19 protein-coding genes are annotated in these 21,929 nt (G+C 62.8%); 8 read left to right on the top strand and 11 right to left on the bottom strand.

Going from position 1 to position 21,929, the window contains the following annotated elements:
- Nucleotides 1-53: 53 nt before the first annotated feature.
- Nucleotides 54-1,046, top strand: coding sequence for a cytochrome-c peroxidase (locus tag ACM6IM_RS07780; RefSeq protein WP_414864729.1), 993 nt, complete (start codon nucleotides 54-56; stop codon nucleotides 1,044-1,046).
- A 171-nt stretch (nucleotides 1,047-1,217) separates the two neighbouring features.
- Here the strand turns inward: ACM6IM_RS07780 and ACM6IM_RS07775 are convergent, their stop codons facing one another.
- Together ACM6IM_RS07775 and ACM6IM_RS07770 are read right to left on the bottom strand one after the other, a co-directional pair.
- Nucleotides 1,218-2,144 (bottom strand): 2-hydroxyacid dehydrogenase, encoded by a 927-nt coding sequence (locus ACM6IM_RS07775; protein WP_414864728.1) that lies wholly within the window; start codon nucleotides 2,142-2,144, stop codon nucleotides 1,218-1,220.
- A gap of 107 nt (nucleotides 2,145-2,251) precedes the next feature.
- Nucleotides 2,252-3,331 (bottom strand): tartrate dehydrogenase, encoded by a 1,080-nt coding sequence (locus tag ACM6IM_RS07770; RefSeq protein WP_414864727.1) that lies wholly within the window; start codon nucleotides 3,329-3,331, stop codon nucleotides 2,252-2,254.
- A gap of 108 nt (nucleotides 3,332-3,439) precedes the next feature.
- On the opposite strand from ACM6IM_RS07770, the gene ACM6IM_RS07765 reads away from it, so the two are divergent.
- The 3 genes from ACM6IM_RS07765 to ACM6IM_RS07755 all read left to right on the top strand — a co-directional run bounded on the left by ACM6IM_RS07765 (nucleotide 3,440) and on the right by ACM6IM_RS07755 (nucleotide 7,373).
- Nucleotides 3,440-4,351, top strand: a complete 912-nt coding sequence (locus ACM6IM_RS07765) for a LysR family transcriptional regulator (protein WP_414864726.1) — start codon at nucleotides 3,440-3,442, stop codon at nucleotides 4,349-4,351.
- A gap of 229 nt (nucleotides 4,352-4,580) precedes the next feature.
- Nucleotides 4,581-5,630: an ABC transporter substrate-binding protein gene (locus ACM6IM_RS07760; RefSeq protein ID WP_414864725.1), complete on the top strand. Its 1,050-nt coding sequence runs from the start codon at nucleotides 4,581-4,583 to the stop codon at nucleotides 5,628-5,630.
- A gap of 9 nt (nucleotides 5,631-5,639) precedes the next feature.
- Nucleotides 5,640-7,373 carry a GMC family oxidoreductase gene (locus tag ACM6IM_RS07755; protein WP_414864724.1) on the top strand — a complete coding sequence of 578 codons (1,734 nt, stop codon included), beginning with the start codon at nucleotides 5,640-5,642 and terminating at the stop codon, nucleotides 7,371-7,373.
- Nucleotides 7,374-7,402: 29 nt separating this feature from the next.
- Here ACM6IM_RS07755 and ACM6IM_RS07750 read toward each other — a convergent pair whose 3' ends face one another.
- Nucleotides 7,403-8,830, bottom strand: a complete 1,428-nt coding sequence (locus ACM6IM_RS07750) for an aldehyde dehydrogenase family protein (protein WP_414864723.1) — start codon at nucleotides 8,828-8,830, stop codon at nucleotides 7,403-7,405.
- 137 nt (nucleotides 8,831-8,967) lie between these two features.
- On the opposite strand from ACM6IM_RS07750, the gene ACM6IM_RS07745 reads away from it, so the two are divergent.
- The 4 genes from ACM6IM_RS07745 (at nucleotide 8,968) to ACM6IM_RS07730 (ending at nucleotide 12,832) form a co-directional block, all read left to right on the top strand.
- The gene (locus ACM6IM_RS07745) at nucleotides 8,968-9,915 is read left to right on the top strand and encodes a LysR family transcriptional regulator (RefSeq protein ID WP_414864722.1); all 948 of its coding nucleotides are present in this window, start codon (nucleotides 8,968-8,970) and stop codon (nucleotides 9,913-9,915) included.
- A 142-nt stretch (nucleotides 9,916-10,057) separates the two neighbouring features.
- A complete protein-coding gene (locus ACM6IM_RS07740; protein WP_201195891.1) occupies nucleotides 10,058-10,762 on the top strand; it encodes an HAD-IA family hydrolase in 705 nt (234 codons plus the stop codon).
- A gap of 60 nt (nucleotides 10,763-10,822) precedes the next feature.
- On the top strand, nucleotides 10,823-12,106 hold the full coding sequence (locus ACM6IM_RS07735) for an NAD(P)/FAD-dependent oxidoreductase (protein WP_192308789.1): 1,284 nt from the start codon (nucleotides 10,823-10,825) through the stop codon (nucleotides 12,104-12,106).
- 15 nt (nucleotides 12,107-12,121) lie between these two features.
- Nucleotides 12,122-12,832 (top strand): cupin domain-containing protein, encoded by a 711-nt coding sequence (locus ACM6IM_RS07730; protein WP_201195893.1) that lies wholly within the window; start codon nucleotides 12,122-12,124, stop codon nucleotides 12,830-12,832.
- 88 nt (nucleotides 12,833-12,920) lie between these two features.
- Here ACM6IM_RS07730 and ACM6IM_RS07725 read toward each other — a convergent pair whose 3' ends face one another.
- The 8 genes from ACM6IM_RS07725 to ACM6IM_RS07690 form a co-directional block, all read right to left on the bottom strand.
- Nucleotides 12,921-13,412, bottom strand: a complete 492-nt coding sequence (locus tag ACM6IM_RS07725) for an Lrp/AsnC family transcriptional regulator (protein WP_081567735.1) — start codon at nucleotides 13,410-13,412, stop codon at nucleotides 12,921-12,923.
- A gap of 38 nt (nucleotides 13,413-13,450) precedes the next feature.
- Nucleotides 13,451-14,137 (bottom strand): hypothetical protein, encoded by a 687-nt coding sequence (locus ACM6IM_RS07720; RefSeq protein WP_201195896.1) that lies wholly within the window; start codon nucleotides 14,135-14,137, stop codon nucleotides 13,451-13,453.
- A gap of 97 nt (nucleotides 14,138-14,234) precedes the next feature.
- On the bottom strand, nucleotides 14,235-15,524 hold the full coding sequence (gene gabT / locus ACM6IM_RS07715) for a 4-aminobutyrate--2-oxoglutarate transaminase (RefSeq protein ID WP_414864721.1): 1,290 nt from the start codon (nucleotides 15,522-15,524) through the stop codon (nucleotides 14,235-14,237).
- 262 nt (nucleotides 15,525-15,786) lie between these two features.
- A complete protein-coding gene (locus ACM6IM_RS07710; protein ID WP_201005401.1) occupies nucleotides 15,787-16,875 on the bottom strand; it encodes an ABC transporter ATP-binding protein in 1,089 nt (362 codons plus the stop codon).
- A gap of 159 nt (nucleotides 16,876-17,034) precedes the next feature.
- Complete coding sequence (locus ACM6IM_RS07705; protein ID WP_414864720.1) at nucleotides 17,035-18,495, bottom strand: NAD-dependent succinate-semialdehyde dehydrogenase; 1,461 nt, start codon at nucleotides 18,493-18,495, stop codon at nucleotides 17,035-17,037.
- Between the two features lie 271 nt (nucleotides 18,496-18,766).
- The gene (locus tag ACM6IM_RS07700; protein WP_192308795.1) at nucleotides 18,767-19,561 is read right to left on the bottom strand and encodes an ABC transporter permease; all 795 of its coding nucleotides are present in this window, start codon (nucleotides 19,559-19,561) and stop codon (nucleotides 18,767-18,769) included.
- Nucleotides 19,562-20,488, bottom strand: a complete 927-nt coding sequence (locus ACM6IM_RS07695; RefSeq protein ID WP_192308798.1) for an ABC transporter permease — start codon at nucleotides 20,486-20,488, stop codon at nucleotides 19,562-19,564. It abuts the gene before it with no gap.
- Nucleotides 20,489-20,813: 325 nt separating this feature from the next.
- Nucleotides 20,814-21,866: an ABC transporter substrate-binding protein gene (locus ACM6IM_RS07690; RefSeq protein WP_414864719.1), complete on the bottom strand. Its 1,053-nt coding sequence runs from the start codon at nucleotides 21,864-21,866 to the stop codon at nucleotides 20,814-20,816.
- Nucleotides 21,867-21,929 lie beyond the last annotated feature (63 nt).

The following is a 21,929-nucleotide window of genomic DNA, read 5'->3' as shown; positions in this document are numbered from 1 at the left end:
GGCCGCCACTCAGTACAGGGTGACTCAAACGATAAGCCTGAAGGGAGTTCGCCATGTACAGACCGTTGATATTGACCGTAGGCGTGATGCTGGGGAGCATGGCGTGGGCCAACACCGCTCCGAGTGAGCCGATCCTGCCGGTGCAACCGGCAAAGATCACTGATGCAAACAAGGTCGAGCTGGGTAAACAGCTGTTTTTCGATCCGCGCCTGTCCAAATCCGGTTTCATTTCCTGTAACTCATGCCACAACCTGAGCATGGGTGGCAGCGACAATTTGCCGACCTCGGTCGGGCACAACTGGCACCAGGGCCCGATCAATTCGCCGACGGTGCTGAACGCCAGCATGAGCATCGCGCAATTCTGGGATGGCCGCGCGGCCAATCTACAGGAGCAGGCTGGCGGCCCGATCGCCAACCCGGGCGAGATGGGGTTCACCCACGATCTGGCGGTGGATGTGCTGCGCTCCATCCCGCAATACCGCGCGTCGTTCAAAAAGGTCTATGGCGATGACGGGATCAGGTTCGATGATGTCACCAACGCCATCGCCGCGTTCGAGGAAACCCTGGTCACCCCGGATGCGCCGTTTGACCGCTGGCTGAAGGGCGACAAGAAAGCCATCAGCCCGACAGCCCTGCAAGGCTATCAACTGTTCAAGAGTATCGGTTGCGTCGCCTGCCACAACGGCGAGGCCGTGGGCGGTGGTTCCTTCCAGAAGATGGGCATGGTCGAACCCTATGCCACCCAGAACCCGGCCCTGGGCGTGGCGGGCCTGACCGGCAAGGACGCCGACCGGATGAAGTTCAAGGTGCCGACCCTGCGTAACGTCGCGCTGACGTATCCCTATTTCCACGACGGCGCCTATTGGAAACTGGAGGACGCCGTGGACGTGATGTCCAGGCTGCAACTGGGGCGCCAGTTGAGCAGCGAGGAAATCAGTCAGATCGTCGCTTTCCTCGATACCCTGACCGGCGAGCAGCCGAGCTTCAAGCTGCCGATTCTGCCACCATCGTCGGCGCAGACACCGCACCCGGCGCCGTTCAACTGACCGGTCGACCAGTGTGATTTGCAGAAGAAGGACCTTCTGCAAATTCCCGCCAGGTCAGACCCCATCCTGTGGGAGCGAGCCTGCTCGCCTAAGGCGGTACTCGATCCACCGCCGAGGTGGCCTGTGTACCGACCTGTTTGCGAGCTGGCTCGCTCCCCCAAGACTGACGCGTCAGTAGCCGTGATCGCGCTTGATCAGGCCTTGCATGGGCTCGCCAGCCTGATGGCGCCTGAGATTTTCCAGCAACCCGGGAAAGGCGCTCTGCGGCGCGGTCATTGCGCCGACATGCGGGGTCAGCCAGATCTGTGGGTGTTGCCAGAACCGGTGGTCCGGCGATGGCGGTTCTTCATTGAGCACGTCGAGGATGGCGTGGCTCAGTTGCCCGCACGCCAGTGCCTCAATGAGATCGTCTTCCTGGAGGTGACCGCCTCGACCCAGGTTGATCAGGCTGGCACCTGTTGGCAGTGCAGCCAGTGTTCTCGCGTTCAACAGGCCGCGGGTGTCGTCGGTCAGGGGCAGCAGGCAGATCAGGATGTCGCACTGGTTGAGAAAAGGCTCGAGCTGGTCGTCGCCGGCATGGCATTGCACGCCGTCGATGCGCTTCTGCGAGCGTGCCCAGCCATGCAGCTGGAAGTTGAACGTACGCAGGCTTTGCAGCACCGCGACCCCCAGGTTGCCCAGGCCCATGACGCCGACGCGACGTTGCGCTGCCGGGGTCAGCAGGTGGTCTTGCCAGCGGCCGGCCTGTTGTTGCTGCAGGTACAGCGGGATCTGGCGATGCAGGCTCAACACGGCGAAGCAGGCGTATTCGACGATGCCCTGGACGATGCCAGGGTCGAGCATGCGCACGACCTGAATGTGTTCCGGCAACTCGCCGAGGTCGAATTGATCGACGCCCGCCGAGGTGGCGAAGATCACTTCCAGGTTCGGGAAGCGTTCATGCAACTGCCGTGGCGGTTGCCAGGCGGCGAAGTAGCGCACTTGCGATGGGTCGCCGATGTCCGGCCAGAAACGCACCTCGATGTCCGGCGCATGTTTTTCGAACAGCGATTTCCAGGCGCAGCCACGGGCATCGTCGACTTTGAACAGCAGGGTCATGGGGGTTCTCGCAAGCGCTGGAAAGGTGTTCACACGATGCCAAAGTCAGGCGCAACAATCTTCCGTATCACGGGCCGTGAACGGAAGATTGCGCGTTATTGGCCGGGTCAGACAGCAGCGGCAATGGCCTTGCCCAGGGCTTCGGTGTTGCCTTTGCCGCCGATGTCGGCGGTCAAGGGTGCGTTCTCCGGCCCCATGGCCAACACCGTTTCGATCGCGGTCAGCACCGCCGCACCCGCCTGCGGGTGGCCGAGGTGTTCGAGCATCATCGCGCCGCACCAGATTTGTCCGATCGGGTTGGCGATGCCCTTGCCGGCGATGTCCGGCGCCGAACCGTGCACGGGCTCGAACAGGCTCGGGAAGTTGCGCTCCGGGTTGATGTTGGCAGACGGCGCAATACCGATGGTGCCGGTGCAGGCGGGGCCGAGATCGGAAAGAATGTCGCCGAACAGGTTGCTGGCGACCACTACGTCGAACCAGTCCGGGTGCAGGACGAAGTTCGCGGTGAGGATATCGATGTGGTACTTGTCGACCTTCACCTGCGGAAACTTCTTGCCCATCTCGGCGACGCGCTCATCCCAGTACGGCATGGTGATGGCGATGCCGTTGGATTTGGTGGCCGAGGTAAGGTGTTTCTTCGGCCGGCTCTGGGCCAGGTCGTAGGCGAACTTGAGAATGCGGTCGACGCCGACGCGGGTCATGACGGTTTCCTGCAACACGATTTCCCGGTCGGTGCCCGGGAACATCTTGCCGCCCACGCTGGAGTATTCACCTTCGGTGTTTTCCCGTACGACCCAGAAATCGATGTCACCGGGCGCGCGATTGGCCAGCGGCGCCTTGACGCCCGGCATCAGACGGCACGGGCGCAGGTTCACGTACTGGTCGAACTCACGGCGGAACTGCAACAGCGAGTCCCACAGGGAAATGTGGTCAGGCACGACGTCTGGCCAGCCCACTGCGCCGAAGTAGATCGCGTCGTAGCCCTTGAGAATCTCGAACCAGTCGTCGGGCATCATTTTGCCGTGGGCCAGGTAGTAATCGGCGCTGGCGAAATCGAACCAGTCCCATTGCAGTTCCAAGTTGTGTTTGGCGGCCACGGCGTCGAGGACGCGCACGCCTTCGGGCATGACCTCCTTGCCGATGCCGTCGCCTGGGATCACTGCAATTTTGTACTGGGCTTTGCTCATGGATTCGACTCCTGGGATTGATGGGGACTGGTTGCCAGTGTATGCAGTCGCCCTGTATTAATAATTAGCCTTGAGCGAAAGCCATTCTTAGTTTTAAGGAAACAATCCGTGGCGATGATCGATGACTTGAGTTTCTTCCAGCAGGTGGCGACACGCGGCAGTCTGACCGAAGTGGCGCGCCACCTCGGCCTGTCGTTGCCGGCGGTGAGCAAACGCTTGAGCCAGCTTGAAGCACGGCTGGGGGTGCAATTGCTGCAGCGCACCACCCGCCGGTTGTCGCTGACGCCGGAAGGGACGTTGTACCTGGAAGGCGGGCGGCCGATTCTGCGGCAACTGGAAGAGCTGGAGAGTGCGCTCAACAGTCGGCAGCCGACCTTGCAGGGGCGTTTGCGGATCAACGGCACCCTGGGTTTCGGCCGGCAGCACCTGGCGCCGGTGGTCTCCAGTTTCGCCCGGTTGCACCCGGAGCTGGAGCTGTCTCTGGAACTGTCCAGCCAGCCTTCGAGCCTGCTGGACGATCAGTTCGACATGAGCGTGTGCATGGGTGAGCCGCCCGATTCGCGCCTGATTGCGGTGCGCCTGCTGGAAAACCCGCGCATTCTCTGCGCCTCTCCACAATACCTTGAAGCTATGCCTGAGCTGACAGGGGTGGCGGATCTGGTCCGGCATAACTGCATTGTGCTGCGTCAGTTCGGCAGTGATTACGCGATCTGGCGTTTCAGCAAGGATGGCCAGGATTACTCGCACAAGGTCAGCGGTACATTGTCGAGCAACGATGGAGAAGTGGCGTTACGCCTGGCCCTGGACGGGCATGGGCTGATCCTGCGTTCGCGCTGGAATGTTCAGGAGCACCTTGAAAGCGGGCGCTTGCGTGCGGTGCTGAGCGATTACCAGGCGCCCAGGGCCGATATCTTCGTGGTCTATCAGCATCGCCGGCATATTCCGCAACGCATCTCGGTATTCGCCCGGTATCTCGCGCAGGAACTGGCCAGGCGCTTGCCGTTTGCGGCGCTCAAGTGAGCCTGTGGCACGGGAAAGCCGCTGGCGGTTGTCCGGTGAAATAAGCATGATCTGAAGTTATGGTGGTCCTGACTATTCGTGCATTGCCCCCGGGTGTCATGCTCTTGTAACGTCGAAATGTCCCGCTCGGTCGAACAATAAAATCAAACCTGAGCAAAGCACGTGGGTGCAGGGTGTTCAGTCGAGGTTTTAGCGCTGCCGAATTAATCTACGTCCAGGATGATTTGCCATGAAAACCTTGTCTGTTGCTCAAGCGTTCGGTTCCGTCATTTCCCTGTTGAGTCTTTCGGTGGCGTGCGCGATGCCCGCCATGGCCGATGAAATCACCTTCGTCTCCCAAGGCGGTGCTTACCAGGAGGCCCAGACCAAGGCCATTCTGGATCCGGCGGCCAAGCGGCTGAACATCACCATCAAACAGGACAGCGCCCCCGATGCCTGGCCGATGGTCAAGGCCCAGGGCGAAGCGAAGAAACCGGTCTGGGACGTGATCGATACACCACCGTCCAACTGCCTGCGCGGCGGCAAGGAAGGGCTGATCGAACCGCTGGACCTGAGCAAGCTGCCAAACGTGCAGAACATGCCGGCGGCCTATCGCACTCCGTACTCGGTGGCCTACGAGTTCTATTCGTCGGTCATTGGCTACAACAAGAAGAACCTGAAAAAAGTGCCGCAGACCTGGGCCGAGTTCTGGGACGTGAAGAACTTCCCCGGCGTGCGTGCCTTGCGTAACGACCCGATGAGCACCCTGGAAGCGGCGCTGCTGTCCGATGGCGTGCCTCGCGACAAGCTGTACCCGCTGGATGTCGACCGTGCCTACAAGCGTCTGGAACAGATCAAACCGAACATCGCCGTCTGGTGGACCTCGGGTGGTCAGTCGGCGCAATTGCTCGCCGATGGCGAAGTCGATATGTTGATGATCTGGAACGGTCGCGCCAGCGCCGTGCAAAAGAGCAACCCCGACGTGGCCTTCACCTACAACGACGGTCTGTTGCAAAACACCCAGCTGTGCATCCTGAAAAATGCGCCTAACTATGCGGCGGCCGTGAAGTTCCTCAACGAAGCGGTATCGCCTGAGCTGCAGGCCAACCTGCCGCTCTACATCGACTACGGTCCAGGTAACCCGGCGGCGTTCGCTACCGGCAAAATCACCGCCGAGCGGGCCAAGGAACTGCCAAGCTCGCCGGACAACGCGGCCAGGCAAGCCCTGATGTCGGAAGAGTGGTGGGCTTCCGCCGAAGGGATTGCCGCCAAGGATCGCTGGCTCAAGTTCGTTCAGTAAGGTGTCGGCATGATCGATTACTTGATTCTGGGCGGTGGGTCGGCCGGCTGCGTGCTGGCCGCCCGGCTCTCCGAGGACCCCGACAAACAGGTGTGCCTGATCGAGGCAGGGCGCGATATTTCCCGGCAGACGATGCCCCCCGAGATACGCAGTCGGTATCCGGGGCGCGCCTATCTGGATGTCAGCAATATCTGGCAGCGCCTGACCGCGTTGATGGGCCAGCGTGCCAGCGCCACGCGGCGCTACGAGCAGGCGCGGATCCTCGGTGGCGGCTCGGCGATCAATGCCCTTATGACCAACCGTGGCGCGCCGGCCGACTTTGACGAATGGCAGGCGCTGGGCGCCGAGGGCTGGAGTTGGCAAGCCTGCCTGCCGTACTTTCGCAAGCTGGAAAACGACACCGACTTCTGCAGCCCGCTGGACCAGGCGCTGCATGGCAGCGACGGCCCGGTGAGGATCCGGCGTACGCCATCGGAGCGCCTTTCACCTTTCGTCAAGGGTGTGATGAAGGTCCTGGGCGGGCGCGGTCTCGAGCACAAGGCCGACCAGAATGGCACCTGGGAGGAGGGCGTGTTTGTCGGCGCCATTGGCGTCAGCGAGCAGGGCGAGCGAATCCCCACCTCGGTGTGTTACCTGACCGATGAGGTGCGCCAACGCAAGAACCTGAGCCTGCGCACCCGCTGCGTGGTGGATCGGGTGTTGATCGAGGCGGGCCGTGCGACGGGCGCCAGGATTATCGACCGTCATGGCGTCGTCGAGTCCTTGCGGGCGCGTGAGGTCATTGTCTGTGCCGGTGCGATCCACAGCCCTGCGGTGCTGCTGCGCAGTGGCATCGGCCCGGCGGATGAGCTGGCGTCGCTGGGCATTGCGTCGGTGGCGGACCGTCCGGGGGTGGGCGCCAACCTGATGGAGCATCCGTCGATTGCGGTGTCTGCGCTGCTCAACCGCGAAGGTCGCACGGCGTATCCAGAGGAGCATCATGAACAGGCCATCGTGCGTTTTTCCTCCGGGCTGGCCGACACGGTGCCCTGTGATATGCACGGTGCAATCCTTTCTCGATCAGGCTGGCATTCGATCGGTTATCGACTGGGCACGATGTTTTTCTGGGTCAACAAATCCTATTCCCGTGGCCATCTGCGCCTGGCGTCCAGCGATCCCCACGACGAACCGCAGGTGCGCTTCGACATGCTCAGCGATGGCCGCGACCTCGAGCGTCTGAAGCAGGCGTTACGCTTTGGGGCCCAGACGTTATCGGCGCCAGCCTTGAGCCGCGAGTGCGCCGTGGTGTTTCCATCGAGCTACTCGCCACGGGTGGCCAAGGTCGCGATGCCGGGCTGGATCAATGCCCTGCAGCGCGGCGCCCTGAGCCTGTTGCTGGACATCGCCGGGCCCTTGCGGGGCTTGCTGATTCATGGCCTGGTGACGCAAGGCGTCACCCTGAGCAAACTCCTCGCCGATGACCAGGCCCTGACCGAGTTCGTGCAGCGCAATGTCGGCGGTACCTGGCACCCGTCTGGCACCTGCCGCATGGGGCGCGCCGACGATCCGCTGGCTGTCACCACCGGAGATGGCCGCGTGATCGGCGTCGCCGGGCTGCGTGTGTGTGATGCTTCGCTGATGCCTTCGATTCCCTGCGCCAACACCAACGTCCCGACCCTGATGATCGCCGAGCGCATGGCCGATCTGATCAAGGCCGAGGCGAAGGTGCCGGGCGGTGAGGCCGAAGTGGCAGCGCCGCTGTAGAAAGCGGCTTGCCTGTCCGTTTGGGGGCATCAAGCCCCCCAGCCGACAATCCCCTTGACCTCCAGAAATGCCTCCAGTCCCCATTCCGCGTATTCGCGACCATTGCCCGATTGCTTGTAGCCACCAAACGGCGCGCCGGAATCCCAGCCCGGATAGTTGATGTAGACGCTGCCGGCACGCATTTGCAGGGCGACATCGCGAGCACGCGCCCGGTCCGCCGATTGAACGTAGGCAGCCAGGCCAAACACGCTGTCGTTGGCCATCTCGACCGCTTGCGCTTCATCTTCGTAGGCCTGGATGACCAGCACCGGGCCGAATATTTCCTCGCGGGCGATGGTCATGTCCTGGGTGACATTGGCGAAGATAGTCGGCTGCACGTAATAACCCCGGGGCAAGTGATCGGGGCGACCCGGTCCGCCACACACCCGTTGTGCGCCCTCGTCGATACCAATGGCAATCATCCGCTGGATGCTGTCGTACTGACGCTCGCTGATCACCGGGCCCATGGTCGTGGCGGGCGCATCGGGCGTGCCGACGATGTGTTTTTGCGCGGCGCGGCGGGCAATCTCCACGGCCTGATCATGCAGGGCAGCCGGCACCAGCATGCGCGTCGGCGCGTTGCAGGATTGCCCGCTGTTGCCAAAGCAACTGTCGACACCGCTGGTCACGGCCGCTTGCAGATCGACGTCGTCGAGCAGAATGTTGGCCGATTTACCGCCCAGTTCCTGGTGCACGCGCTTGACCGTCGGTGCGGCCAGGCGCGCGATTTCCGTCCCGGCGCGGGTCGAGCCGGTGAACGAAACCATGTCCACGTGCGGATGGGCCGACAGGGCGGCGCCGACGGTCGGGCCATCGCCATTGATCAGGTTGAAAACCCCCGCCGGTACGCCGGCCTCGTGCATGACCTCGGCAAACAGCAAGGCATTGATCGGTGCGATTTCACTCGGCTTGAGCACCATGGTGCAACCGGCGGCCAGGGCCGGCGCGACCTTGCAGACGATCTGGTTGATCGGCCAGTTCCAGGGGGTGATCAGCGCCACCACGCCCACGGGTTCATGGGCAATCAGCGTGGTGCCACGGGACTTCTGGAACTCGAAGGTGTCGAGGGTGCGCAGCAGTTGCTCCAGGTGACGCCTGCCGATTCCGGCTTGCCAGTCGTGGGACAAGGCTTTCGGGGCGCCGACTTCCTGAACGATGGCGTCGGCGATGTCATCGTAGCGCGCCATGAACACCTCAAGAATTCGCTGCAGCAGTTGTTTACGCTGTGCCGGCGAAGTCCGGGCGAACGCTGGAAAGGCGCGTCGGGCGGCCATGACGGCAGACTCGACATCGGTCAGGTTGCCCATGGCGATTTCGCAGAATGCCTGCTCGGTGGCGGGGTTGATCACCGGCAGCCGATCGAAGCTGTGAGGCTCCACCCAGCGGCCGTCGATGTAAAACTTCAGGTTGTTGTTCATAGCAGGGAGGGTCTCGTGAGGGGAGGAGTGCCGCGCCGAATAGCCGTGGATCGCCTTGCGCAGGCGCTCACCAGAATAGGCGGGGTATTTTGTTCGGGACAATTTACTAATAGTTGTGCCAGGCATAAACTCAGGTCATGTCCAATCTTCGCCGCAAGGTCCCCAGCTCCAGCTCCCTGTTCGTCTTCGAAGCGGCTGCCCGATGTGGCAGCTTCACCCGGGCGGCGGATGAACTGTGCGTCAGCCAGCCGGCCGTGAGCCGCATGTTGTCGCGTCTGGAAGAGCACCTGGGCGTGCAGCTTTTCGAGCGTGTTCGCGGCGGCGCGAGGCTGACCGAGAGCGGCAGCATTTTGTATCGCCGCGTGCAGGAAGGCTTCAGTACCATCGAGTCGGCAATCAGTGAAATCGAAGCCCGGGCGACGGGGATCGAGACCGTGACGCTGTCGGTGTCCACCGCGTTCACCACCCATTGGCTGATGCCGCGCATGAGCCGCTTCAGCCAGCGATTCCCCACCGTCGACATGCGCTATCAATTGATGTCCGGGCGGATCGGTGGGCCCCTGGTGGACGTCGACCTGGGCATGCGCTACCTGGAGGCCGGCAGCCTGAAAGGCACGGATACACTGGTGATTCCGGAAATTACCCTGCCGGTGTGCAACGCCCAGTACCTCGCCGATGTCGTTCAGGGAAAGGGCAAAAAACAAGTGCCGACGCTGATCAGCATGGACAATCAGGATCGTGGCTGGGCCGCCGCTTTCGAGGCACCGGGGCGCGCCGACAATGCGCTGGTGTTCTCCGATTATGCCGTGGTGGTCCAGGCCGCCTTGTTGGGCCAGGGCATGGCGCTGGGGTGGTTGAACGTGGTGTCGAACTCCTTGTGCAAGGGTGAACTGGTGCCGGCGACGGACGCCTTTCGGGTCAATTCCCGGCGTTGCTGCCTGGTGGTTCCGGCCAACCGTCCGGTACGTCCGATCGTAGAAAGCGTGCGTGACTGGATCATCGAAGAGATGCGCGAGGACATGCTCAGGATCGACGCGCTTTACCCGCATCTGGGGTTGCTCGCGACCCTGGAATCGACCCGTTGAGCACAGGTGCGGCACGTCGAGTAAAAAAACAGTAGGTTATGCCTCTGGGGTAGGGCAAAACAGAATATTTCGCGAGAAGGCGGGCAGATAATGGGCCTGTCCAGTCAGTTTCACCCTTATGACTTTTCTTGCGGAGCGCCCTATGTCTTTCAAGCAGTTCAAAGCCCTGACGTTTGACGTTGTCGGTACCCTGATCGATTTCGAAGCCGGAATCCTGGCCCATGTCCGCGAAGTCGCGGGTGAAGCGGGCAAGGCTCGCAGCGACGACGAGATTCTCAAAGCCTATCGCGAGGCCCGCGCCTCCACCGATTCGGGCTGGTGGCCGGATGACCTGGAGCGTTGCTACCACGTCATCGCTTCCAAGCTGGGGCTGCCGGACAACGACGACTACGCCAAGGGCCTGGCGCAGGCGGTGAAGAATTTCCCGGCGTTCCCTGATTCGGTCGAAGCACTCAAGCGCCTGCGCAAGCACTTCAAACTGGTGGCCACCACCAACTCCCAGATCTGGGCCCTGAACTATATGGCCGAAACCCTCGACCAGCCGTTCGACGTACGGGTCACCGTCGACGATGTGCGTTTCGAGAAACCTGATCCGCAGTTCTTTGCCTACACCCGGGGTGTGCTGGCGACCCAGGGCATTCTGTTCGAGCACATCCTGCACGTTGCCCAGAGCCAGTATCACGACATCGGCGTGGCCATGCGCCTGGGTTATCAGACTTGCTGGATCGAGCGTCGTTTTGCCCAGAAAGGCACCGGCGGCACCCTGGAATCGGAACGCACCGAACCGCATTACCACTTCACCTCGCTGGCGCAACTGGCTGACGCGGTCGAGAAAGAGCTGGGTTGATCCCCTCGGCGCTCGGGCCCTGGCCATGAGCGCCAATCCCTATTGAGTCGAGAGGCTGGCATGACTGTTCAGAGCTTATGGGCGGCCACCGCCCAACCGGCACCTGCGCTGCAATCCCTGGAAGGCGAGCGGCAGTGCGACGTGGTGATCATCGGTGCGGGTTACACCGGCCTCTCGGCAGCCCATCACATCGCCCGCAGTGGTCGCGAGCCCCTCATCGTCGAGGCCAATACCTTGGCCTGGGGCGCCAGCGGACGTAATGGCGGCGTGGTGTCACCGAAGTTCCGGGTGGGCTTTCCCACGCTCATGTCGCGCTTTGGCCGCGACACGGCGTTGCAGATGTACCACACCGGTTATGCCGCAGTGGACAGCCTGGTGGAGATGGTCGAAACCCTTGGCCTGACCGGTGCCGAGCTGCACCTGGGCGGGCATATCGCTGCGGCGCACAACGTCCACGCGCTGGGTGCGCTGGGGTCGACTGCGGACTGGATCAAGCGTGAAACCGGCGGTACGTCATCACGCATGATCTCGGCCGAGCAGGTACGGGAAATGACCGGCTCGACGATCTTCGCCGGCGGCCTGTTGACCCCCAAGGCCGGCGGTATCCACCCTTTGAATTACGCGCGCGGCATGGCGCGTCACCTGGTCGAGCATGGCGTGAAAATGTTCATCAACAGCCCGGCCGAGCAAGTGCGTCATGAAGGCGGCCGGGTGATCGTGCAGACGCCGCAAGGGCGGGTCAGTGCCCGGCAGGTGATCTACGCCACCAACGGTTATTCCGATCAGACCCGAGCCACCGATACCTTGCATCGGCGGTTGATTCCGTTTCGCAGCGCGATCATCGCCACGCAACCACTGCCGCCGGACATCCTCGCCGCGATCCTGCCGGGCGGGCAGGTGTGTGGCGACACCAAGCGCATGTTGCGCTGGTTTCGGGTCATCGGCGATCGCCTGATTTTCGGCGGTCGTGGCGCGTTCGGCAAAGGCGATTCACAAAGCGCGTTCGACGCGTTGCAGCGCAGCATGGGCGATGTGTTCCCGAGCCTGCGCGACCAGCCCATCGCCTATCGCTGGTCGGGCCTGGTGGCCATGACCCTGGATTACCTTCCCCATGCCGGGCAGCTCGATGAGCGCAGCTACTACGCCATCGGCTACAACGGTGGCGGCGTCGCGATGTCGACCTGGATGGGCAAGCAACTGGCCGCCATGACGGCGGGCGAGAAGGTCGAGCTCGGCTTGCTCGCGGGCGAGCATTTCAACCCCATTCCTCTGCATGCTTTCCGGGCGCCGGGCGTTCGCCTGGCGGCGGGCTGGCAGCAATTTCTAGACATCATCGGCCGATGAGCGAGCGTTAAGCGTATGCCACCGATTCTGCATTACTCCCACCCCCACACTGATCGTCAATTGCCCTGCGCCGCGTTCGCCCTGCAGGGCGATCCACTGGCGGCCGGGCGGGTCATCAACTTCCACGACCCCGTTCAGGGCTATGCCGCCGGCAGCAGTGTCAGCACCGGTGCGAACCTGCTGATCGAGGCATTTCCCTGGGTTGAACTGGGTGTGGTTGAAGCCGGAGAACTGCGTTTGCAGGGGGAGGGTTTCGACCTGCAACTGACGGCGGGGGATTGCTTCGTCGTGCCCCGTGGCGTCCGTGTGCGCTGGCAACATCACGGCCAATTGCGCCGGCTGTTCATGGCGTTTCCGGGGCTTTCGGCCTCCACGCAAATGCCCGGCCGTCCCATCAGGATCGACCTGTCCCAGCCGCTTGCGCCGGCGAGCCCGCCGGCAGCCAGTGTGCTGTTGACCGCGACGCCCAGGGCCTGGAGTGAAACCCTGTTCAGCGCCGGTCACCTGCGTATCGGGCTGTGGCAATGCGAGGCGTACGCTCGCCAGCAGGTCGAGCCCGGTTACAGCGAGCTGATGTTTATCCTCGAAGGCTCGGTGACGCTGCAGGCTGAACAGGGCGACCGCCATCATGTGCGGGCGGGAGAAACGGTGATCGTACCGAAGGGCGCCACCAACGCGTGGGTCAGCGAGGAGACCGTGCGCAAGGTGTTCTGCATCTTGTCGTGAGTTCGGCAAAGGCGCTTGAGGATTCATCCGACCTGCAGCGGTGCGGTTGGCCAACGACAGGGCCCGCCGCACCGCTGCAGGTTTTGTTTCAGACCGCCCGAACGAGACTGCGCAACGGCACGGTGCTCTTGACCACGGGGGATTTGATCACGATGTAGCTGAAGTACTTCTCGATGCCGATGTTCTTGTCGAGGATCGATTCCATCAGTTCCTGGTAGTGCTGAATGCTGCTGCACAGGAAGCGCACCAGGTAGTCGTAGCCGCCACTGATCAAGTGGCACTCCAGCACTTCGTCGATGTTGCGGATGCTCGATTCGAACTTCACGAAGTCGGCACGCTTGTGGTCCGAGAGGGTCATTTCGGTGAACACGGTCACCGAATTGGCGAACTTGGCCAGATTGACGTGGGCCTCATAGCCGCTGATGTAGCCGGCGGCCTCCAGGCGTTTGACGCGTTGCAGGCAAGGGCTGGGCGACAGGCCAACGGCTTCGGCGAGGCTGACATTGGTCATGCGCCCGTCCTTCTGCAATTGGACCAGGATGTTGATGTCGATTCGGTCGAGCTTGGTTGCAGCGTCCATTGATCAGTCCTCGCAATATCAAATCAGGGCCGTCGTCTTCAGGCGTGCAATGCCCTTTGATGGGCATGGGCCAGGTCAGCGAGGCTGGCGTATTCACAGCGCTTGCCGTCCATTGCCTGAGGCGAATGGTTCCACGGCTGGTCATGGCCGCGACGGAGTGTGCAGACCGGAAAGTCCACCCGCTGATTCCACGGGTCATCGCTTTCCGTGCTGCGCACCGGTAACAGTTGCGAACGCTCCAGCCCCAGGCGATGCAACTCGCTTTCCAGGCTGTTGTGCCAATCCTCGTCGCTGGGTTCGACAATCGCATCGAATTCGACCGGCAGGCGACGGGCCAGGGCAAGAACATCGATACCCTGGGGTGGGGCGATCAGTATCAAACGGTAGAACTTGCCCAGGTACTGAAGGGCACCGGGAGCATCTTCGAAAATGGGCCACAGGGAAGAAGAGCTACTGAATGCCACACTTTCATCCCAGCCCGGAATGATTTGCAATTGTTGCGCCACACGTTGGTAGAGCTGGCCGTGAAAAGCCGTTGCGCTGATCTGCGGCGCCTGGCTGGCAAGCTCCTGCGCCACTTGTCGGTAAGCGCTGAGCAGCTGCGCGTCGCTGGCGCTGGTTTCACTCTGCACTGCCAGCGGTCGCAGGCCTTCGAGAATGCCCCGTTCGCGGTCAACCAGCGTGCCGAAGGACAGGCCCAACGCCTTGTAATGGGTGACTCTCATGAGTTGCTCCTGAGTAGGCCATGCCGGTTCCATCATGATTCGGCCCACGGCCCGACACTGCCAGGGCAGGTCGGGCCGGGTGTTACCGTCAGCGCGTTCAGCAGGCGGCGGCCAACGCTTTTTCGAGCATCTGCAAGGCTTCTGCCACTTGCTCCGGCGTGGTCACCAGCGGCGCGAGGAACCGCACCACGTTGCGATGCACACCGCATTTGATCACCAGCAAACCGGCCTGACGGGCTTCATCGATGACCTTTTGCGCCAGTGCCGCGTCCGGACGGTGAGCGGCATCGTCGGCGACCATTTCAATCGCCTGCATGAAGCCCAGGCCGCGCACGTCTCCGATCCTCGGGTAACGTTTCTGCAGGGCCAGCAACCCGTCATGCAGTTGAGTGGCCAGTGTCTCGCCCTGAGCCAGCAAATCCTGCTCTTCGAACAGGTCCAATACGGCCAGCGCTGCGGCACAAGCGACTGCGTTGCCGCCGTACGTGCCGCCCAGGCCACCCGGGGTCGGCGCGTCCATGATCTCGGCACGACCGACCACGCCGGACAGCGGCATGCCACCGGCCAGGCTTTTGGCGACGGTCACCAGGTCGGGCTGAATGTCGGCATGCTGGAAACCGAACATTGTGCCGGTCCGGCCAAAACCCGCCTGGATCTCGTCGAGGATCAGCACGATGCCGTGCTGGGTGCAGCGGGCACGCAGGGCTTGCAGGAATTCCCTGGGCGCCGCCAGGAAGCCGCCATCGCCCTGGACCGGTTCGATGATGATCGCGGCGACCCGATCCGGCGCGACGTCGGTGGCGAACAGCTCATCCAGCTCGGCCAGCGCGTCATCGCTGCTGACACCGCGATAGGCGTTGGGGTAGGTGGCGTGATAGATCTCGGCGGGGAAGGGGCCGAAGTTCTGCTTGTAGGGCTGGCTCATGCCCGTCAGGGTCACGCCCAGCAGGGTGCGGCCGTGGAACCCGCCGCGGAAGGAAATCACCGCCGTGCGGTTGGTGTAGCCACGGGCGATCTTCACCGCGTTCTCGACGGCTTCGGCGCCGGAGGTGAACAATACGCTTTTGTAGTGGGCGTCGCCGCCGACCAGTTTGTTCAGGCGGGCGGCCACTTGAATGTAGTTTTCGTAGGCCACCACCTGGAAGCTGGCGTGGGAGATCTCGCCCACCTGGCGACGCACGGCCTCGACCACTTTCGGATGGTTATGGCCGACGTTGAGCACGCCAATGCCGCCGACGAAATCCAGGTAGCGCTTGCCGTCGACATCCCACAGTTCGGCCCCCTGCGCGCGCGCCGCGACCACCGGGTGGGCGGTGGCGATGCCACGCGGTACATGCTGTTCGCGCAGGGCCAGCAGACGTTGGTTTTCAGTCAGTGCAGAATTCATCTCGATCTCCGTGAACGCCGAAGGTGGCGGGTGATGTCATCAGGATAAGGATTGCCCGGAACCACAAGCGCTGAACTTGGGGTGCCGGGCGCTGTGATCGACTGTTTTGCAGGGGTGTGGCGAAATATTTCGCTGCGCCGGGCGCCGGGTATCGTTTGCCCCGGAAACGACATCGGCCCGTGGCAGAGCGGTTGGTCGGCGTGACCCTGGATTGCTGATGCCGACCAACCGTGCTGCTACGGGCCGAAGTGTTGCGGATGAATCAGACCCCGGCGCGGGGGACGACGATGGTGTCTTCCGGGTGCAGGCGCATCATCATCGGTGCGCCAATGGGCGGCAGGTTGAGGTTGCCTTCGTGATGGCTGGGTTGGCGCAGGCTGACCGTTGGCCCGCCTTCGAGGTCGACGAACACCTTCAGGCTTTCGCCCTGGAAAACGATGTCGGCCACGCGGCCACGCAGGCGGTTCCACTCCGGTCCCGAGCTGCCGTTGTCCAGCAGCAGTTTTTCCGATTGCAGGGCCAGGAACACGTCGCCGGACGCCGGCACCGGGCGCGTCGTGCGCAGGGTCGTGGCGCCCAGCGTCAAGCCGTTGTCCGAACCGCGTTGCAGCGGTACCAGGGTGCTTTCGCCGATGAAGCTGGCGACGAAATCGTCAGCCGGGTGATCGTGCAGGCGACGCGGTGTATCGACCTGCACCAACTGACCGCCGCGCATGATCGCGATACGGTCGCTCATGGTCAGGGCTTCGCGCTGGTCGTGGGTCACGTAGATCATGGTGGCGCCCAGGCGCTTGTGCAGGGCACGCAATTCAATCTGCATGATTTCACGCAGTTGCTTGTCCAGGGCCGACAGCGGTTCGTCCATCAGGATCAGCTTGGGTTCGAAGACAATGGCGCGGGCCAGGGCCACGCGCTGACGCTGACCGCCGGACAGCGCGGCGATGTTGCGGTCTTCATACCCCGACAGCTCCACGGTCGCCAGGGCGCTCTTGACCCGGTCGCGGCTTTTGCTCGCGCTTTCGCCACGGGCACGCAGTGGAAAGGCCACGTTCTCGCCGACGGTCATGTGCGGGAACAGCGCATAGTTCTGAAACACCACGCCGATTTCACGCTTGTGCGGTGGCATCAGGGTGACGTCGCGTTCGCCGAATAAAATGCTGCCTGAGCTGACCCGGATGAAACCACCCAGGATGCTCAGTAAGGTGGTCTTGCCCGAGCCGGACGGGCCCAGCAATGACATGAATTCCCCGGCTTCGACCTTGAGGTCCACGTTGTTCAAAGCCTTGAGGTTGCCATAGTGCTTGCACACCTTGTTAACGCTGACCGATTCAAAACCTTCAGTGAAATTCATGAAGCGTCGTCCTCTGTGGAACCAGGGATTGCCCGATAAGCCTGCTGGTTATCTGAACACAGGCGCGGGCCTGATTCGTGCCGTTTTGGGGCGCCGGGCCAACAGGATCTGCTGTCCGGCGCGAGTGGGGAGCTACAGGCTGCTTTGCGCCGGTGTCGCTCAGCCCAGGCCGCCGATGTGCCAGGCCTTCACCTCGAGAAACTCGTCCAGGCCATACTTGGAACCTTCGCGGCCGGTGCCCGATTGCTTCATGCCGCCGAAGGGCGCGACTTCCATGGAGATGATCCCGGTGTTGAGGCCGACCATGCCGAACTCCAGGCGCTCACCGACGCGCCAGGCCCGGCGCATGTCCTGGGTGAAGTAATACGCGCCAAGGCCGTAGGGCGTGGCATTGGCCAGGGTCAGGGCTTCGGCCTCATCCTTGAAGCGGAACAGCGGGGCGACCGGGCCGAAGGTTTCTTCCGTGGCCAGCAGCATGTCGGCGTTGGCATCGCGCAGAACCGTGGGCTGCACATACAGCCCCTCGCCTCGAGGTGCACCGCCGATGGCGATGCTCGCGCCTTTCTCCAGGGCGTCGTTGATGTGTCGCGCCACTTTGTCCACGGCGGCGGCGTTGATCAGTGGCCCGATGGTGACGCCGCTTTGCAGGCCGTCGCCGACTTTCAACTCGGCCACGGCGGCGCTCAGGCGTTCGGCGAAACGGTCGTAAATGCCGTCCTGCACCAGGATGCGGTTGGCGCAGACGCAGGTCTGGCCGGCGTTACGGAATTTGCTCTGCATGACGCCGGCGATGGCCAGGTCAAGGTCGGCGTCGTCGAAGACAATGAACGGCGCGTTGCCGCCCAGTTCCAGGCTCAGGCGCTTGATGGTGGCGGCGCACTGGCTCATCAGCAACTGGCCGATCCGGGTGGAACCGGTGAACGACAGTTTGCGCACATCGGGGTGGGCGGTCATTTCGCCACCGACCCCGGCGGGCAGGCCGGTCAGGACGTTGAACACGCCGGCCGGGATGCCCGCGCGTTCAGCCAGTACCGCCAGCGCCAGGGCCGACAGCGGGGTCATCTCCGAGGGCTTGACCAATACCGTGCAACCGGCCGCCAGGGCGGGTGCGCACTTGCGGGTGATCATCGCATTGGGGAAGTTCCAGGGGGTGATGGCCGCGACCACGCCGATGGGTTGCTTGAGCACCAGAATGCGCCGGTCGGCGGCTGGCGAAGGGATCGTGTCGCCATAGATGCGCCGGGCTTCCTCGGCGAACCACTTGACGAAACTGGCGCCGTAGGCGATTTCGCCGCGGGACTCGGTCAGCGGTTTGCCTTGCTCGCTGGTCATGATCAGCGCCAGGTCTTCCTGGTTCTCCATGATCAGGTTGAACCACACTTCCAGGTAGCGCGCGCGTTCGGCGGCAGGCACTTCGCGCCAGGTGCCGAAGCGCGTCTGCGCCGCTTCGATCGCGCGGCGGGTTTCCGCGGCCTGCAAGGCCGGGACTCGGGCAATCACGCTGCCATCGGCGGGGTTGGTCACGTCGATCGTCGCGCCGTCATCGGCCTCGATCCAGGCGCCGTTGACGTAGGCGCGTTCGACAAGCAGGGAAGGGTCTCGCAGTTGGTTTTTCAACATGATCAGGGCCTTGAGGGTGCGAACGATGGGTCCATTGTAAAAAGCCCCGTCCAGTGGCCGATGCCGAGATGGGCCTGCGCACGGGTGATAGATGCTGAAATCAGGCGCATGACGGCAGGCTGTGCTGGCGCTGGGAATGACCGGGTGGCGTGTGATCGACAGGGGCGGGACGATGCCCCGGAAACGCCTTTGCCCGCGAGTGCGGTACAGCCCGGACATTGAGGCTGTCCGGCGTACCGCCCAGGCGGGCAAAGGCGTTTTTGCGGAAGGTTTACTGCTTGTTGCGACCGGCGATCACCACCAGGATCAGGGAGGCCAGGATCAGGATCGAGCTGATCGCGGCAATGGTCGGGTCGATCTCGTCACGCAGGGCCGTGAACATGCGTTTGGTCAGGGTCTGGTTGTCGCCGCCGGAGATGAACAGCGCCACCACCGTTTCATCCAGCGAGGTGATGAAGGCGAACAGCGTGGCCGACACCACGCTCGGCTTGATCTGCGGCAGGGTCACGGCCATGAACGCGCGGAAGCGGTTCATGCCCAGGCTGCGCGCCACCATTTCCTGCGACATGTCGAAGTTACGCAAGCCGGCCAGCAGCGCGATGATCACGTAGGGCAGCGCGAGCATGATGTGCGCCAGCACCAGCCCGGTCAGCGTGCTGATCAGACCGACCCGGGCATACACGAAGAACACGCCGGCGGCGATCAGGATGATCGGCACCATCATCGGCAGCAGCAGAATGATCTGCAGCGTGCGCACCACCTTCAGGCTCGAGTTGTTGATGGCGTAGGCGGCGGCCATGCCGATCGGCAGGCTGATCGCCATGGTGAAGAACGCCGTGATCAGGCTGACCCGTGCCGCCGACATCCACTCCACGCTGTTGAAGAACGCTTCGTACCAATGGAAGGACCATTGCTTGGGCGGGAATTGCAGGAAGCGGGCTTCGGAAAACGACATGGGCACCACGATCAGCACCGGGATGATCAGGTACAGCAGGATCACCGCCACCACCACGGTGAACAGCACGTGGGACAGGCGAAGGTGACGCAGGTTGGCAAGCAGGTTCATTTAGCGCGCTCCCAGAATGCGTTCGATGGGAATGAAACGGTTGATGCCCCAGAAAATCAGGAACACCACGAACAGCAGCACCAGGCCGACCGCGCTGGCCGCGCCCCAGGCGTGATACAGCTCGACGTTGCGTTGCACCAGCATCGACACCAGGATCGTGCGACCGCCACCGAGCAGTTCAGGGGTGATGAAGAAGCCCAGGCAGATCACGAAGACCAGGATCGAACCCGCCATGATTCCCGGTGCTGCCATCGGCAGGAACACCCGGCGGAAGGTGTAGAAGGGTTTTGCGCCCAGGCTTTCCGAGGCTTGCATGAGGTCCTGGGGGATTTTCTTCATCACCGAATACAGCGGCAGGACCATGAAGGGCAGCATCACGTGCAGGGTGCCGATCACCGTGCCGGTGGTGTTGTGCATCAGCGTCAGGGGCTGGTCGATGATGCCCAGATCCATCAGCGTCTGGTTGACCAGCCCGCGGCGTTGCAGCAACACCAGCCAGGCATAGGCCCGCACCAGCACGCTGGTCCAGAACGGCAGGATCACACAGATCAGGATCAGGTTGGCCCAGAAACCTTGCAGGCGCGAGGCGGCGTAGGCGATGGGGAAACCCATCAGGATCGACAGGACGGTCACCATGAAGCTGATCTTGAAGGTCAGGGCGAAAGTGTCCCAGTAGATGGTCTCCTGGAATATCCGGATGTAGTTGGCCAGGGAAAACCCTTCCTCGGTCTGGACCGACTGCAAGGCCAGCCAGCACAGCGGCAGGATCAACAGCACCACCACCATCACCAGGGCGGGGGTGAGCAGCAACAGCATCGAGGTGTGTTCCTTGCGTTCCTCTCGGGCCAGGGCGTGTTCGCTGGTCAACGGCGGTTGCTGCTGGTCGCTGGAGTCAGGCATGGATTTGGCGAGATAGGCGTTTGACATAGAGACCTCTCGTCATTGAAGGGCGCTGGAGGAAACCCAGCGCTGGCGCACAGTGCTGGCGGTGGCAATCGTCCTCGCGGACGGCGAGGTGCGGTGCTCGGAAACTGTCATGTAAGGAACTCCCAATGGTGGGCAGGTACTCAAGGCGAGCGCGAGTGGTCTGCACAGGTCACTCTGCGGGACCCTCAGGCCTAATGTACCGGGATGCCAACGAACGAAGCGGGTGGAATTGGCCGGTGCCGAAGTGCTTTATGTCGAAATCGGGGAGGCAGACGGCATGTCCTGCGCCGAGGCGTCTGGCCCGCGGCGCAGCGCAAAGCGGCCGTTACTTTTTCTGGACGAAGGCCAGCCAGCGTTCCTCTGCCTTGACCCCGGCATCCGAAGCCCACCACTGCGCCGAGAGCAGGGCCTGGCGGGAGATGTTCTCGGGAGAGGACGGCAGCTTGGCCTCGCGCTCGGCCGGGATCACTCCGGTCTTGAACGCCTCGGGATTCAGCGGGCCGTAGTCGATGATCATCGGCAGTGCCGCCTGGAGTTTGGCATCGATGGCTTCGTTGACGAACTTCATCGCCGCCACCTTGTGCGGGGAACCCTTGAGGACGCACAGCGAGTTGGTTTCCAGCACGCCCTGGTTGTAATCGAACGCCACCGGGGCGCCAGCGGCCTGCACGGCGGTGATCCGCCCGTTCCAGGCCTGGATCATGTCCACTTCGCCGTCGCTGATCAGCTGCGCCGACTGTCCGCCGGAGGTCCACCAGGTGGCGATGTCGGGCTTGATCTGCTCGAGCTTCTTGAAGGCGCGATCAACGTCCAGCGGGTAAAGCTTGTCCACCGGCACACCGTCCGCCAGCAAGGCGATTTCCAGGGTCGGGCGCGGCAAGTTGCGCAGGGAGCGTTGGCCCGGATACTTCTTGGTGTCCCAGAAGTCGGCCCAGGTTTTGGGGACGTTGTCGCCCTTGAAGGCGTCCGTGCGATACGCCAGCACCGTGGAGTAACTGATGTAGCCGACGCTGTATTCGTCCTTGAGGCTGTCCGGGATCTGCGCGGCGTTGGGAATCAGCGACAGGTCGAGTTTCTCGAACAGGCCTTCGGCCTCGCCGCGGATGCAGTCGCCGGTGGGCAGGTCGACCACGTCCCAGGTGACCTTGCCGCTCTCGACCTGGGTCTTGATGATCGGGTAGGCCTTCGGTGAACTGTCCTGCTTGAGCGTCAGGCCGAGTTTTTTCGCGGCCGGCTCGAGAATCGCCTTGCTCTGGGCTTCCTGGTAGGCACCGCCCTGGGAAACGAATGTGATGTCCTCGGCCATGGCCTGGGTGGCGCCACCGATGAACAGGGCCAGGCTCGCGAGTTGGAAAGCTGTGGTGCGCAATGTGCTCATGGAAAGACTCCGAATGGTTGGCAGATTTCTGAGGCGAGCTGTAGGTTTTGTTGTCGGTCGCTC

This window comes from Pseudomonas sp. IT-P12 (genome assembly GCF_949767465.1).
In the GTDB taxonomy this organism is placed as follows: domain Bacteria; phylum Pseudomonadota; class Gammaproteobacteria; order Pseudomonadales; family Pseudomonadaceae; genus Aquipseudomonas.
The sequence above is the reverse complement of the archived record's forward strand: the minus strand, read 5'-3'. Positions and strand labels throughout refer to the sequence as shown.

What these genes read in the sequence shown, in the direction of transcription:
- ACM6IM_RS07775 (WP_414864728.1), bottom strand. Translation starts at nt 2,144, where the DNA reads ATGACCCTGCTGTTCAAAGTCGACGATGCCCGTGGCTGCGCCTGGAAA.
- ACM6IM_RS07725 (WP_081567735.1), bottom strand. Translation starts at nt 13,412, where the DNA reads ATGGACGCTGCAACCAAGCTCGACCGAATCGACATCAACATCCTGGTC.
- ACM6IM_RS07745 (WP_414864722.1), top strand. Translation starts at nt 8,968, where the DNA reads ATGTCCAATCTTCGCCGCAAGGTCCCCAGCTCCAGCTCCCTGTTCGTC.
- ACM6IM_RS07760 (WP_414864725.1), top strand. Translation starts at nt 4,581, where the DNA reads ATGAAAACCTTGTCTGTTGCTCAAGCGTTCGGTTCCGTCATTTCCCTG.
- ACM6IM_RS07750 (WP_414864723.1), bottom strand. Translation starts at nt 8,830, where the DNA reads ATGAACAACAACCTGAAGTTTTACATCGACGGCCGCTGGGTGGAGCCT.
- ACM6IM_RS07780 (WP_414864729.1), top strand. Translation starts at nt 54, where the DNA reads ATGTACAGACCGTTGATATTGACCGTAGGCGTGATGCTGGGGAGCATG.
- ACM6IM_RS07720 (WP_201195896.1), bottom strand. Translation starts at nt 14,137, where the DNA reads ATGAGAGTCACCCATTACAAGGCGTTGGGCCTGTCCTTCGGCACGCTG.
- gabT (WP_414864721.1), bottom strand. Translation starts at nt 15,524, where the DNA reads ATGAATTCTGCACTGACTGAAAACCAACGTCTGCTGGCCCTGCGCGAA.
- ACM6IM_RS07695 (WP_192308798.1), bottom strand. Translation starts at nt 20,488, where the DNA reads ATGTCAAACGCCTATCTCGCCAAATCCATGCCTGACTCCAGCGACCAG.
- ACM6IM_RS07700 (WP_192308795.1), bottom strand. Translation starts at nt 19,561, where the DNA reads ATGAACCTGCTTGCCAACCTGCGTCACCTTCGCCTGTCCCACGTGCTG.
- ACM6IM_RS07735 (WP_192308789.1), top strand. Translation starts at nt 10,823, where the DNA reads ATGACTGTTCAGAGCTTATGGGCGGCCACCGCCCAACCGGCACCTGCG.
- ACM6IM_RS07710 (WP_201005401.1), bottom strand. Translation starts at nt 16,875, where the DNA reads ATGAATTTCACTGAAGGTTTTGAATCGGTCAGCGTTAACAAGGTGTGC.
- ACM6IM_RS07740 (WP_201195891.1), top strand. Translation starts at nt 10,058, where the DNA reads ATGTCTTTCAAGCAGTTCAAAGCCCTGACGTTTGACGTTGTCGGTACC.
- ACM6IM_RS07730 (WP_201195893.1), top strand. Translation starts at nt 12,122, where the DNA reads ATGCCACCGATTCTGCATTACTCCCACCCCCACACTGATCGTCAATTG.
- ACM6IM_RS07690 (WP_414864719.1), bottom strand. Translation starts at nt 21,866, where the DNA reads ATGAGCACATTGCGCACCACAGCTTTCCAACTCGCGAGCCTGGCCCTG.
- ACM6IM_RS07770 (WP_414864727.1), bottom strand. Translation starts at nt 3,331, where the DNA reads ATGAGCAAAGCCCAGTACAAAATTGCAGTGATCCCAGGCGACGGCATC.
- ACM6IM_RS07705 (WP_414864720.1), bottom strand. Translation starts at nt 18,495, where the DNA reads ATGTTGAAAAACCAACTGCGAGACCCTTCCCTGCTTGTCGAACGCGCC.
- ACM6IM_RS07755 (WP_414864724.1), top strand. Translation starts at nt 5,640, where the DNA reads ATGATCGATTACTTGATTCTGGGCGGTGGGTCGGCCGGCTGCGTGCTG.